This is a genomic window from Arthrobacter sp. B1805 (assembly GCF_002929745.1).
Lineage (GTDB): Bacteria > Actinomycetota > Actinomycetes > Actinomycetales > Micrococcaceae > Arthrobacter_D.
The window spans coordinates 14,951-27,547 of sequence record NZ_PJIQ01000020.1; the positions used below are offsets into that span (position 1 = coordinate 14,951).

General features: G+C 66.4%; 11 protein-coding genes. 8 read left to right on the top strand and 3 right to left on the bottom strand.

Translation table 11 applies throughout. From position 1 onward, the window contains the following. Nucleotides 1-14: 14 nt before the first annotated feature. Entirely contained in the window at nucleotides 15-1,973 is a 1,959-nt protein-coding gene (locus CXQ96_RS16270; RefSeq protein WP_104119051.1) for a M13 family metallopeptidase, read from the bottom strand. A gap of 227 nt (nucleotides 1,974-2,200) precedes the next feature. On the opposite strand from CXQ96_RS16270, the gene leuA reads away from it, so the two are divergent. The 3 genes from leuA to CXQ96_RS16285 all read left to right on the top strand — a co-directional run bounded on the left by leuA (nucleotide 2,201) and on the right by CXQ96_RS16285 (nucleotide 5,558). After that, nucleotides 2,201-3,943, top strand: coding sequence for a 2-isopropylmalate synthase (gene leuA / locus CXQ96_RS16275; protein WP_104119060.1), 1,743 nt, complete (start codon nucleotides 2,201-2,203; stop codon nucleotides 3,941-3,943). A 68-nt stretch (nucleotides 3,944-4,011) separates the two neighbouring features. Beyond that, nucleotides 4,012-4,758 carry a DNA repair protein RecO gene (recO, locus tag CXQ96_RS16280; protein WP_104119052.1) on the top strand — a complete coding sequence of 249 codons (747 nt, stop codon included), beginning with the start codon at nucleotides 4,012-4,014 and terminating at the stop codon, nucleotides 4,756-4,758. After that, nucleotides 4,755-5,558, top strand: coding sequence for an isoprenyl transferase (locus CXQ96_RS16285; RefSeq protein WP_104119053.1), 804 nt, complete (start codon nucleotides 4,755-4,757; stop codon nucleotides 5,556-5,558). The genes recO and CXQ96_RS16285 overlap by 4 nt, the downstream gene beginning before the upstream one ends. Nucleotides 5,559-5,606: 48 nt before the next feature. Here CXQ96_RS16285 and CXQ96_RS16290 read toward each other — a convergent pair whose 3' ends face one another. Next, nucleotides 5,607-6,656, bottom strand: a complete 1,050-nt coding sequence (locus CXQ96_RS16290) for an alpha/beta hydrolase (protein ID WP_104119054.1) — start codon at nucleotides 6,654-6,656, stop codon at nucleotides 5,607-5,609. 106 nt (nucleotides 6,657-6,762) lie between these two features. Between CXQ96_RS16290 and CXQ96_RS16295 the strand changes: the two genes are divergently transcribed. Further along, nucleotides 6,763-7,854, top strand: a complete 1,092-nt coding sequence (locus tag CXQ96_RS16295; protein ID WP_104119055.1) for a quinone-dependent dihydroorotate dehydrogenase — start codon at nucleotides 6,763-6,765, stop codon at nucleotides 7,852-7,854. Nucleotides 7,855-8,016: 162 nt separating this feature from the next. Here CXQ96_RS16295 and CXQ96_RS16300 read toward each other — a convergent pair whose 3' ends face one another. After that, nucleotides 8,017-8,607, bottom strand: a complete 591-nt coding sequence (locus CXQ96_RS16300) for a DUF3043 domain-containing protein (protein ID WP_104119056.1) — start codon at nucleotides 8,605-8,607, stop codon at nucleotides 8,017-8,019. 105 nt (nucleotides 8,608-8,712) lie between these two features. Here CXQ96_RS16300 and CXQ96_RS16305 point away from each other — a divergent pair, with 105 nt between their 5' ends. From CXQ96_RS16305 to CXQ96_RS16320, 4 genes are all read left to right on the top strand, one after another. Beyond that, complete coding sequence (locus CXQ96_RS16305; protein WP_104119057.1) at nucleotides 8,713-10,137, top strand: dipeptidase; 1,425 nt, start codon at nucleotides 8,713-8,715, stop codon at nucleotides 10,135-10,137. A 156-nt stretch (nucleotides 10,138-10,293) separates the two neighbouring features. Continuing rightward, nucleotides 10,294-10,674: an iron-sulfur cluster assembly accessory protein gene (locus CXQ96_RS16310; protein ID WP_104119058.1), complete on the top strand. Its 381-nt coding sequence runs from the start codon at nucleotides 10,294-10,296 to the stop codon at nucleotides 10,672-10,674. 170 nt (nucleotides 10,675-10,844) lie between these two features. Then, nucleotides 10,845-11,717: a cytochrome c oxidase subunit II gene (gene coxB / locus CXQ96_RS16315; RefSeq protein ID WP_104119059.1), complete on the top strand. Its 873-nt coding sequence runs from the start codon at nucleotides 10,845-10,847 to the stop codon at nucleotides 11,715-11,717. Further along, nucleotides 11,717-12,597, top strand: an 881-nt coding sequence (locus CXQ96_RS16320; RefSeq protein ID WP_181036516.1) for a cbb3-type cytochrome c oxidase subunit I, incomplete at its 3' end; no start/stop codon positions are given. The genes coxB and CXQ96_RS16320, both read left to right, overlap by 1 nt.

The following is a 12,597-nucleotide window of genomic DNA, read 5'->3' on the forward strand; positions in this document are numbered from 1 at the left end:
CTGCAGCGGCCGGTCTACCAGATCCTCACCCGCTCCTCCGGCGCGAGCCACAGGCCGTCCGGCTGCTGTACGCCGAACGCCTCGTGGAACTCGTCGAGGTTGCGGACCACCTGGTTGCAGCGGAACTCGTTCGGCGAGTGGGGGTCGACCGTCAGGCGGCGCTTCGCCTCTTCAGGACGGATCTTCTGCTGCCAGCACGTCGCCCAGGAGAGGAAGAAGCGCTGGGCCCCGGTCAGTCCGCCGATGACGGAGGCTTCCTTGCCCTCGAGACTCAGGACATAGGCGCGGTAACTGATGCCCAGCCCGCCGAGGTCGCCGATGTTCTCGCCGAGCGTCAGCTCCCCGTTCACCGTCCCGCCCGGCACTTCGGCCGGTTGGAGGGTCGCGTACTGTTCCACCAGCCGCCCGGTCAGGGTGTCGAACGCCTTCCGGTCGTCCTCGCTCCACCAGTCGGCGAGCCGCCCGGTGCCGTCGAACTGGGAGCCCTTGTCATCGAAGCCGTGCCCGATCTCATGACCGATGACGGCTCCGATCGCTCCGTAGTTGACCGCGTCGTCGGCCTTGATGTCGAAGAAGGGCGGCTGGAGGATCGCGGCGGGGAAGACGATCTCGTTCATCGTCGGCATGTAGTAGGCGTTGACGGTCTGCGGGGTCATGAGCCAGGCTCCGCGGTCGATGGGTCCGCCCAGCTTGCCGAGTTGCCTGCGGTGCTCGAACTCACCTGCGCGAAGGACATTGCCGTAGAGGTCCGACGGCCGCACCTCGAGCGGGCCGTAGTCGATCCATTCCTCCGGATAGCCGATCTTCGTGGTGAACTGCGAAAGCTTCTCGAGTGCCCTGCTACGGGTTTCGTCCGTCATCCATGTCAGAGCGGAGATGCTCGATTCGTAGGCTGCGATGAGGTTGCGGACCAGATCGAGCATGGCGGCCTTGTGCGTCGCGGGAAAGTGCCGCTCGACGTACCGCTGGCCGATGGCCTCGCCCATCGCACCCTCCACGAGCGCGACGCCGCGCTTCCAGCGGTCCTTAAGCTTCGGTGTGCCTGCGAGGTGTGTTCCGTAGAAGGAGAACGCGGCGTCGACGAACGCCTCGCCGAGATAGTCGGACGCATGCAGCAGGACGCGGGCCGCAAGCCATTCCCGCCACGTCCCGAGGTCCTCCTCGCGCAGGGCGGCGTCGAGGCCCCGCACGAACCCGGGCTGACCGATGACGAGTTCAGCAGATTGGGATGGCTCGTCGGTCACGACCCGCAGCCAGGGTACGAGGTGCGACGAAAGCCCGGCGACGTCGTCGTGCTGCATCAGGTTGTAGGTCTTCTGCGGGTCCCTCCGCTCGACCCTGTCCATCGCCGACGCAGCGAGGCGCGTCTCGAGCGCGAGCACGCGCTGTGCGGCACCGGACGCATCCTGCGTGCCGACGAGACCGAAGAGGGTCGCGAGCAATGCGGAATACTTCTCGCGTGTCTCCGCGAATCCGTCCTCGCGGTAGTAGGACTCGTCCGGCAGGCCGAGGCCCGACTGGTGGAGGTGGAGCACGTAACGCTCGGGGTTGCCGGCGTCGTTGCTCACGTACGCCGCGACGAAGCCCTGGACACCCGACCTGCTGAGCTCCGCGCTGAGCTCGATCAGTTCCTCCACGCCCGTCACCGCCGTGATGCGGTCGAGCAGCGGCACGATGGGGGAGGTCCCTTCCGCCTCGATACGGCCGGTGTCCATGAAGTCCGAGTACAGGGTGCCGAGTTTCGCGTCGATCCCATCCGCCGAGCCGCTGCGGGCCCGGGCGGCGGCCTCCTCGATGATGCTTCTGACCGCGAGCTCGGAGGCATCGCGCAGCGCCGTGAAGGATCCGGCGAGGGGCCGATCCTCGGGGATGACGGCGCTCCTCAGCCACACACCGTTGGCATGACGGAAAAGATCGTCCTGGGGGCGGACCGTCCGGTCGAGATTGTCCGGATCGAATGTGCTGATCGTCATTGTCGCTACCCGTTTCCTCGTGCTGCTGGGCCTGCGGCGCCCGTCCGAGCGCCCCGGAAGCCATCCTATGTGCCGTGCTATGGTGGCAAAGTGCGCGCACAGCTGACTCTTCTTCGGTGCCGCGGCGAGGCCCTCTAGGACTACAGAGCTACTGGCCACCCCTCGCCGCGGAGTCTGTGATGCCCGGCCGCCAGCACCTTCAGCTCCGAACAGACAAGGCCGCCCCCATGCATAATGCACAGAAGACCTCCGGTATGCCGTTCTCCAAGTACCGGCCGTTCCAGGATCAGATCACCGTCGAGCTCCCGGACCGTACGTGGCCCGACCGCACGATCACGAAGGCGCCCCGCTGGTGCGCGGTCGACCTCCGCGACGGGAACCAGGCACTGATCGATCCGATGAACCCCGAGCGCAAACATAAGATGTTCGATCTGCTGGTGCAGATGGGCTACAAGGAGATCGAGGTCGGTTTCCCCTCCGCATCGCAGACGGACTTCGACTTCGTGCGCCAGCTCATCGAGGGCGACCGCATTCCGGACGACGTCACCATCCAGGTGCTGACGCAGTCCCGCGAGCACCTGATCGAGCGCACCTACGCCTCGCTCGAGGGAGCGGACCGGGCCATCGTCCACCTGTACAACTCGACCTCGGTGCTGCAACGGCGTGTCGTGTTCAACCAGGATCAGGACGGGATCATCGATATCGCCCTCCAGGGTGCTCGCCTGTGCCGCAAGTTCGAGGAGAACATGGGCGACACCGCGATCACCTACGAGTACTCGCCCGAGTCCTTCACCGGCACGGAACTCGAGTTCGCTGCGCGCATCAGCAACGAGGTGTCCGCCGTTTTCGAAGCGTCCGCCGACCGCCAGATGATCCTCAACCTGCCGGCCACCGTGGAGATGGCGACACCGAACGTCTACGCGGACTCGATCGAATGGATGAGCCGGAACCTGGCGGACAGGGACAGCATCATCCTGTCCCTGCACCCGCACAACGATCGCGGAACGGGCGTCGCGGCCGCCGAACTCGGGTACCTCGCAGGTGCTGACCGGATCGAGGGTTGCCTCTTCGGCAACGGTGAGCGCACGGGGAACGTGGACCTGGTGACGCTGGGGATGAACCTCTTCAGTCAGGGGATCGACCCGGAGATCGACTTCTCCGACATGGATTCGATCCGCCGCACGGCCGAGTACTGCAACCAGCTCAGCGTGCCCGAGCGCTCTCCCTACGGCGGGGACCTCGTCTTCACCGCATTTTCGGGGTCCCATCAGGACGCCATCAAGAAGGGGTTCGAGAGCATGGAGCGCGACGCCGCCGCAGCGGGCGTCGGCGTCGACGACCTGCCCTGGGCGGTACCGTACCTGCCCATCGACCCCAAGGACATCGGCCGTTCCTACGAGGCTGTGATCAGGGTCAATTCCCAGTCCGGCAAGGGCGGCGTCGCCTACCTGCTCAAGAACGAGCACAGCCTGGACCTGCCGCGTCGCGCCCAGATCGAATTCTCCGGGGTCATCCAGCGCCGGACCGAGACACAGGGCGGCGAGGTCAGCGGAGCGCAGCTCTGGTCCGTCTTCCAGGACGAGTACCTGCCAACCCGCTCGGAGGCCGGCTCTAAGGCATGGGGTCACTACGAATTGACGTCCGTGAACACCGATACCGGTGAGGACGGTTCGTTCAAGCTCGTCGCGACGCTCCTCGTCGACGGCGTGCAGCAGCGGAGGACGGCGCAGGGCAACGGCCCCATCGACGCGCTGCTCACCGTCCTCAGCGAGGACGGCGTGGACGTCCGGGTGCTGGACTACACGGAGCACGCCCTGTCCTCCGGCGGTAATGCCCGAGCCGCCGCCTACGTGGAGTGCGCCGTCGGCGAGCGGGTGCTGTGGGGTGTCGGCATCGATGCGAACACGACCATGGCAGCCTTGAAGGCCGTCATCTCAGCGGTAAACCGCGCCATCCGCGACGCCGCCTGATCGCACTCGATCACCTGCCACCCCCGCCGGTCGAGTCCGGCGGGGGTGGCAGGTGGGAGAATGGTCCAGTGCCCTCCTCGACAGCATCCCGCACATATCGCACCGAAGGTGTCGTGCTGCGCACCTACAAACTCGGTGAAGCTGACCGGATCATCGTGCTCCTCACGCGGGACCACGGGCAGGTTCGAGCGGTCGCGAAGGGCGTGCGCAGGACGAGCAGCAAGTTCGGCTCGCGCCTGGAGCCGTTCATGTCAGTGGATGTCCTGCTTGCTCACGGGCGCAACCTCGACGTCGTCACGCAGGCACAGACCAAGGGCGCCTATGGGCACGGGATCGCCGCAGACTACGGCTGCTACACCGCCGCGACCGCGATCGCCGAGACCGCCGAGAGGCTGACGGACATCGGTGAAGCCGGGGGAGCCCAATACGCGCTCGTCGCCGGCGCGTTCTCCGCTCTCAGCCGCAATCTCCATCCCTCGGAGCTCATCCTCGACTCCTACCTGCTGCGTGCCCTGGCAACGGCGGGGTGGGCTCCCAGCTTCACCGACTGCGCCAGGTGCGGGTCCCCGGGGCCGCACACAGCATTCTCGGCCCCGCTCGGTGGAGCCGTGTGCCCCTCCTGCAGGCCGCCGGGATCGGCGTCGCCGTCGCCCGCGACCATGGAACTGCTCGGAGCCCTGCTCACCGGTGACTGGACGATCGCGGACGCGTCCGAGAACGGGGCGCGCCGCGAAGCCGCAGGACTCGTGGCGGCCTACCTCCAGTGGCATCTCGAACGAGGCGTCCCCTCCCTCAAGCACGTGGAGCGTGTATGAAGAATCCTGTCCATCGTCCTGTCGCCCCCTGGCCCCACCCCAGCGGTGAGCAGGCGCCGGCCATCCCGCGGCAGTTCGTCCCCGAGCATGTGGCGATCGTGATGGACGGCAACGGGCGCTGGGCCAACGAACGCGGGCTTCCCCGCACCGAGGGGCACAAGGCCGGCGAAGCGGCGCTGCTCGACGTCATGGCCGGGGCGATCGAGATCGGGATCAAGCATGTCTCGGTGTACGCGTTCAGCACGGAGAACTGGAAGCGATCCCCCGAGGAGGTACGGTTCCTGATGGGATTCAACAAGGACGTGCTGCGGCGGCAGCGGGACCAGCTCAACGAGTGGGGCGTCCGGATCCGCTGGGCGGGGCGACGGCCGAAGCTCTGGCAGTCTGTCATCCGCGAGCTGGAGGAAGCCGAGCAGCACACTGTCCGCAACACGACCTGCACCCTGACGATGTGCGTCAACTATGGCGGGCGGGCCGAGATCGCCGATGCTGCGCGGGCGATCGCGGAAGACGTCGCGGCAGGGACCCTGAAGGCGTCGTCCGTCACCGAGAAGACGGTGCAGCGCTACCTCGACGAGCCGGACCTGCCCGACGTCGACCTCTTTCTGCGCACCTCGGGCGAGCAGCGCCTCTCGAACTTCATGCTGTGGCAGTCGGCCTACGCCGAGATGGTGTTCATGAACACCCTGTGGCCCGACGTCGACCGACGGACGCTGTGGCGGGCTGTGGAGGAATACGCCGCGCGCGATCGCAGGTACGGGGGAGCGGTGGACCAGTCCGTCGCCCGGCCGTCCGCCTGACCCTACCGGCCTGGGTCGCCCACAGCATGGCCCGGCGGCACCGAACTGTCAGCCCTGCGCCAGGCCTTCTCCAGCGCGTAGGCCTGAACACGGAGAGCTATCCGTGACGAATTCCAGCCAGCGGGTGACGGCGTCGACGGCCTCGTACCGTACGTCGCGTCGGGACAGGAGGACGTCATGCAGCGCGCCCTCGAATCGCCGGATGGTGACATGCGGCCCCAGCTCCGCCGCCCGGCGGACCATGGGTGTGACGTCGAGGACGCTGTCGGTCTCCAGCATCCTGCTGCTCCAGGTGGCACTGATCGTCGACGCCGCCGAGCACAGGACCAGAACGGGTGCGTCGATCGACACGCCCCGTGCGAGGGCGGCATGCCCGGCCAGGACCGCAGCCAGCCATCCCGCCCTGATGGGGAAGCCGGCTTCCGGCCGCCATGCCGGATCGATGGACCATTCGCCGTCACGCGTGTCGCTGATGCTGCGGAAGTAGAATCCGAGCTCCGGCAGCCTCAGCCTCGTCTTCGGGCGGCGGCGCGATACGGTGTCGAGGATGCCCTGCGCTGCGGTCCGCAGCAGCGCACTGCCCTGCGTATCCAGCCACGGGCTGTTCAGGACGAGGGCCGAGACGCGACCCGGATGGCGTGCCGCCCACAATGCACAGGTCAGTCCTCCGGTCGAGTGTGCCATCAGCACGAGGTCGACGGCGGGCGCTCCCGACCGCGCCGCCAGGCGTTCCTGCAGGGCCGCGATCGCCACCTCCAGGTCGTCGTCGTACTCCTCGAGCGAGGCGGCGAAACCTGGGGTCTGACCCGGCAGCAGGCTCCTGCCGTACTTGTGCAGGTCGAGGGCGAAGAACGCCCAGCCGCACGCGTGCAGTGCACGCGCGAGTTCGCGATGGAAGAAGTAGTCGCTGAAGCCATGGACGTAGAGCACCGCCCGCTGCGGAGCATCCTGCTGTGGCTCATCGGGGCTGCCGAGTCCGTCGTCGGGCTCGTAGGCCACGAGGGTCGCGACGCGCAGTCCCTCGTCGTCGGGCTCGAGGGGCAGCGTCAGTGCTCGGAAGCACCCACCGAGGATGTCCTCCGACCAGGGCGCTTCCATGTTCCGACCCTACCTCGACAGGGCCCCCGGCATCCGGAACCCGCGGGGTCGGGCGCCCGGTGGACCGGAGTTGGTTCCGGCCCTGCGCCCATGGAATTCTGAAGGTATGCGCATCTACCCGACCTTCTTCCGCATCGTCTTCTCCGGCATGGACGCCGAGAAGGCCCACAGGATCGGGTTCGCCCTTATCCGGGCGGTCGACGCGACTCCAGTCGGGTGGGGCTTGCGGCGTTTCTGTGCTCCGGATCCACGCCTGGCCACCCGCGCCTTCGGGATGGACTTCCCCTCGCCCTTCGGCCTCGCCGCCGGGTTCGACAAGGGCGGCAAGGGCGTACTGTCCCTGACAGCCCTTGGCTTCGGGCACGTGGAGATCGGGACCATCACCGGCCAGGCCCAGCCCGGCAACCCGAGGCCCCGCCTGTTCCGGCTCATCGAGGACCGCGCGGTCATCAACCGGATGGGGTTCAACAACGACGGCGCCGCCACCGTCGCACCCCGCCTCGCTTCAGCCCGGCGACGGCTTGCGCAGCGATACACGGCACGTCAGCGTCCTGTGATCGGCGTCAACATCGGGAAGACGAAGAAGGTCGATCTCTCGGACGCCGTCGCCGACTACCTGATCAGCGCGAAGCAACTGGCCCCCGCAGCGGACTACCTGGTGGTCAACGTGTCCTCGCCGAACACGCCGGGCCTTCGACTGCTCCAGAGCGTCGAGTCACTCCGCCCGCTCCTCGAGGCGGTTCGCCGTACAGCGGATGACGCTGCCGGCAGGCACGTTCCCCTGCTGGTGAAGATCGCGCCGGACCTCACGGACCAGGACATCGACGACGTCGGCGCCCTGGCCGTCGACCTCGGGCTCGACGGCATCGTCGCGACGAACACCACCATCACGCGGGAGGACCTCGTCACCGACCCGGCCACCGTCATGTCCAAGGGGGTGGGAGGGCTGAGCGGAGCTCCGTTGAAAGCGCGCTCCCTCGAAGTCCTGACGCGGCTGCGTGCGGCGGTCGGCGACCGCCTGGCGATCGTCTCGGTGGGTGGTATCGAGACACCGGAGGATGTTCTCGAGCGCCTGGAGGCGGGAGCAACCCTCGTGCAGGGCTATACGGGATTCCTGTACGAAGGGCCGTTCTGGGCCCGCCACATCAACCGCGGCCTGGTCAGGGCCGGGTATTCGTCGGCCCGTTCAGCCGCCTGAGGTCGGGCGCGAAGCTCCCAAGTACTGAGGCGGCGCTGGCGGGGCACTGAGGGGAGGTGGCGGTAACAGGAGAAGCCGGGCCCGTGGCCCGGCTTCTCGTTGTTACGGCGAAGTCCTACTTCCGTCGTCAGCCGCGTCGGCCCCGATCAGGAGCGGTACTGCTCAGGAGGGGTACTGCCCGCGGCGCACCTGGGGCTTCGGCAGCCGGAGGCGCCGCAGTTGCAGCGCACGCGTGATCCCGTACCAGAGATCGCCTTGATTCGGGCCGCCGAACTTATTGGTGAGCTTCTTCTTCAGCTTCCGGCGCAGCAGGACGCAGTCGACGATGACGGCGACGATCAGGACCCAGAACGCCATCAGCACGGCGCTCTGCACGGCGAGGGACTGGAAGAAACTCAGGATCACGAACACCAGGGCGGCGATCATGAGGAATTCGCCGATGTTGGTCCTGGCATCGACGAACTGGCGGATGTAGCGCCTGTTGGGTCCCTTGTCACGAAGTGGCAGGTAGCGCTCGTCATCCGTGTCCAGCGCCAGGCGCGTCCGTGCACGCTCGTCACGCACGCTCGAGCGGCTTTGCTCGCGCGCGGCCTTCCGGTCATTGGGAACGAGTGGACGCTTGCGCGCGGCCTCCTGCACGCTGCGTTTGGGCGTCGGGGCGCCCTTGCCCTGCGCGCGCTGCGCTTCCTGGGTACGTGAAGCACGATCAACGACTTCCTGGGCAGAGGGGGCTTTTTTATTTCGTCCGAACACCCCCTCAGGATACCGGCTCCCTGCGGCAGGACGTCCCGCTGCATCCCGTGCACGCCGTGTCCGGGATCCCAGCGCTCCCTGCACCCGCGTGTGTAGGGTTCTGGCATGACTTCCACGACACCTTCCACCGAGCATCCGCGCGAACCGTCACCTGTCGGCGAGCAGTTGCGCACGAGCATCGATGCGGCGTTCCCACGCATCGTCGAGCAACTGTCTGATCTCGTCGCGATCCAGGGAATCGCCTGGGAAGCATTCGATGCCCGCAACCTGGACCGGAGCGCCGAGGCCGTCGCCGAACTGGTCCGCGGCGTAGGAATCGACGATGTCCGGATCCTTCGCGTCGACAACGACGGTACTCCCGGCGGCCCCGCAGTCGTCGCCCGCCGCCGCGCGGAGAACGGCAAGCCGACCGTCCTCCTCTATGCGCACCACGATGTCCAGCCACCGGGCGATCCCGCCCTGTGGGACACCGAGCCGTTCGTCGCCACCGAGCGGAACGGAAGGCTCTATGGACGCGGAGCGGCAGACGACAAGGCCGGCATCTTGGCGCACATCGGTGCCATCGGAGCCCTCACGGAGGTACTCGGCGACGCCTTCGGAGTCGGCGTGACCCTGTTCATAGAGGGTGAGGAGGAAGCAGGTTCGCCGACGTTCCGCCGATTCCTCGAGACCTACCGGGAGGATCTCGAGGCCGACGTGATCGTCGTGGCGGACTCGAGCAACTGGAAGGTCGGCGTGCCGGCGCTGACGACCAGCCTCCGAGGACTCGTCGACGGGACGATCGAGGTGCAGGTGCTGGATCACGCCGTGCACTCCGGGATGTTCGGCGGTCCGGTACTCGACGCACCGACACTCCTCGCCCGCCTCATCGCGACCCTGCACGACGACGCCGGCGATGTCGCGATCGAAGGACTCGCGGGAGGTGACCACGCGACCGTGGACTATGACGAGCGTGATTATCGAGCGGACGCGTCGGTGCTCGAGGGCGTCGAGCTCGCGGGAACGGGGTCGATCGCGTCCCGGCTGTGGCACAAACCCGCGCTGTCCATCATCGGAATGGACATCCCGAGCGTCGCCCTGTCCTCCAATACGCTCCTCCCGCGCGCGCGGGCCAAGTTCAGCCTGCGCCTCGCCCCGGGCGAGGATCCCCAGGGCGCGATGCAGGCGGTGCGTCGCCATGTGGAGTCCCATGCTCCCTTCGGCGCCACGGTCACCTTCACGCCGGGGGAGACGGGCAGTCCGTTCCAGACCGACACGAGCGAGCCGGCGTCGCGCCTGGCACTGGAGGCGCTCGAGGAGGCGTGGGGCGTGCAGCCCGTGGAGGCCGGTATGGGGGGCTCGATCCCCTTCATCGCCGATCTCACCGAGCTGTTCCCCTCCGCCCAGATCCTCATCACCGGTGTGGAAGACCCCGATTCGCGTGCACACAGTGCGAATGAGTCGCTCCACCTCGGCGAGTTCAGGAAGGCAGTCCTGGCGGAGGCGATCCTGCTCGCCCGGCTCGATGACCAGGGCCTCGCCGATACCTGAGGGAACGGGTTCGACGGGAGGGTGGAAATGTTTCGGCCCTCCCGCCCGTTATGACTCTTACGGGCGCGGCGTACCATTGGACAAAGCCGTGTGCGTCATACCGCGGACGGCACTGAGAGCGGACACCATCACGGGGTCCGAGCTAGGAGAAACACTATGAGCACATCGACCACCGAGACGGCGTCCCTGCAGGAGTCCACGGAGCTTCCCGTCCACGAGGTCAACCTGTCCGACGTAGCAGCCGGCAAGGTGCGCAGCCTGCTGGAGCAGGAGGGCCGTACCGACCTCCGCCTGCGCGTGGCAGTGCAGCCGGGCGGCTGCTCGGGCCTGATCTACCAGCTGTACTTCGACGAGCGCGTTCTCGACGGCGACGCGGTCCGCGACTTCGACGGCGTCGAGGTCATCGTGGACAAGATGAGCGTGCCCTACCTGTCGGGTGCATCCATCGACTTCGAAGACACGATCTCGAAGCAGGGTTTCACCATCGACAACCCGAATGCGGGCGGATCCTGCGCCTGCGGAGACTCCTTCCACTAACACGCGGCAGAGGCCCGGAGCATCACTTCACAGGTGTGTTCCGGGCCTTTTGCATGTCACCGGATCGCCGCTTCTCCGGGTAAGCTCTACAGTGAGTAGTAAAACTGGATGTGCACCCCGGGCGGCATGATCGGCGGGTGGCAACGCACGTAGAAAAGGAAGGTCCGTCTGTGAGTTCGCAGGACCGAACCGGTAGCAAGCGCGCCAGGATCGCGAAGATCTCCAGCATCTCGCTGGTCGGCGCCCTCCTACTGACCGGCTGTTCGGCAGAAGCCCAAAAGGGTTGGCTTCCGGCTGACCGGGACAATACCAACCACACCGGGATCATCACCGATCTCTGGGTCAACTCGTGGATAGCGGCTTTGGTCGTCGGCATCATCACGTGGGGACTCATCATCTGGTGCATGTTGGCGTATCGCCGCCGCAAGAACGACACGGGCTACCCCCGGCAGATGAGCTACAACCTGCCGCTCGAGATCTTCTACCTGACGATCCCGCTGTTCATGGTGCTCGTGTTCTTCTACTTCACGGAGCGCGACATCGCGACGATCGATGCCCGCGTGGAGGATCCCGACGTCATCGTGGACGTGCGCGGCAAGCAGTGGTCGTGGGACTTCAACTACGTGACCGAGGACAAGTACTCCACGGGCGTGCAGGCCCACCTTACTGGCGAAGAGGGCCAGATCGAGGACCTGCCGACGCTGTACCTGCCGGTCAACAGGTCGGTCGAGCTGCAGCTGAACGCACGCGACGTGCAGCACTCGTTCTTCGTCCCCGCGTTCCTCCAGAAGCGCGATCTCTATCCCGGACGCACCAACTACATCAACCTCACTCCGACCAAGGAGGGAACCTTCGCGGGCAAGTGCGCCGAGCTGTGCGGTGAATACCACTCGGAAATGCTCTTCAACGTCAAGGTGGTCTCGCAGGCGGAATTCGATGCGCAGATGGCGCAGTTGGAAGACGGTCAACTCGGCGACGAGTACGACCGCGACTCCTACCCAGAGGATGATCCCGACACCGACCCAGCCAGGAGCAGCAGCTGATGTCCACCTTCGAATACACCCTTGAGGAAGCCGGCACGATAGCCGCTCCGCGTGTGGTTCCGCGGTCCAAGGGACGCATCGTGGTCAACTGGATCACGTCCACCGACCACAAGACCATCGGGTACATGTACCTGATTGCGTCGTTCGTCTTCTTCTGCCTTGCAGGCGTCATGGCCCTCGTGATCCGAGCTGAGCTATTCGAGCCAGGAATGCAGCTCCTGCAGACCAAGGAACAGTACAACCAGCTCTTCACGATGCACGGCACAATCATGCTCCTGATGTTCGCGACACCACTGTTCGCCGGCTTCACGAACGTCATCATGCCTCTGCAGATCGGCGCACCCGACGTCGCCTTCCCCCGCCTGAATGCCCTCGCCTTCTGGTTCTTCCTCTTCGGCAGCACCATTGCGGTGTCCGGCTTCATCACCCCCCAGGGCGCGGCCTCGTTCGGGTGGTTCGCGTACGCACCGCTGTCCAGCACGACGTTCTCACCTGGAGTTGGTGGGGACCTGTGGGTCTTCGGTCTCGCACTCTCCGGGTTCGGTACCATCCTGGGCGCGGTCAACTTCATCACCACGATCATCTGCCTGCGCGCTCCCGGCATGACCATGTGGCGCATGCCCATCTTCACCTGGAACGCGCTGATCACCTCGATCCTGGTCCTGATGGCCTTCCCGCCGCTCGCAGCAGCCCTGTTCGCCCTCGGCGCGGACCGCCGGTTCGGGGCGCACATCTTCGACCCGGAAGCGGGAGGCGCCATCCTCTGGCAGCACCTCTTCTGGTTCTTCGGGCACCCCGAGGTGTACATCATCGCGCTGCCGTTCTTCGGCATCGTCTCCGAGATCTTCCCGGTCTTCAGCCGCAAGCCGATCTTCGGCTA

Coding starts and splice junctions, on each gene's coding strand:
- CXQ96_RS16270 (WP_104119051.1), bottom strand. CDS start 1,973: ATGACGATCAGCACATTCGATCCGGACAATCTCGACCGGACGGTCCGC.
- leuA (WP_104119060.1), top strand. CDS start 2,201: ATGCATAATGCACAGAAGACCTCCGGTATGCCGTTCTCCAAGTACCGG.
- CXQ96_RS16285 (WP_104119053.1), top strand. CDS start 4,755: ATGAAGAATCCTGTCCATCGTCCTGTCGCCCCCTGGCCCCACCCCAGC.
- CXQ96_RS16290 (WP_104119054.1), bottom strand. CDS start 6,656: ATGGAAGCGCCCTGGTCGGAGGACATCCTCGGTGGGTGCTTCCGAGCA.
- CXQ96_RS16295 (WP_104119055.1), top strand. CDS start 6,763: ATGCGCATCTACCCGACCTTCTTCCGCATCGTCTTCTCCGGCATGGAC.
- CXQ96_RS16305 (WP_104119057.1), top strand. CDS start 8,713: ATGACTTCCACGACACCTTCCACCGAGCATCCGCGCGAACCGTCACCT.
- CXQ96_RS16310 (WP_104119058.1), top strand. CDS start 10,294: ATGAGCACATCGACCACCGAGACGGCGTCCCTGCAGGAGTCCACGGAG.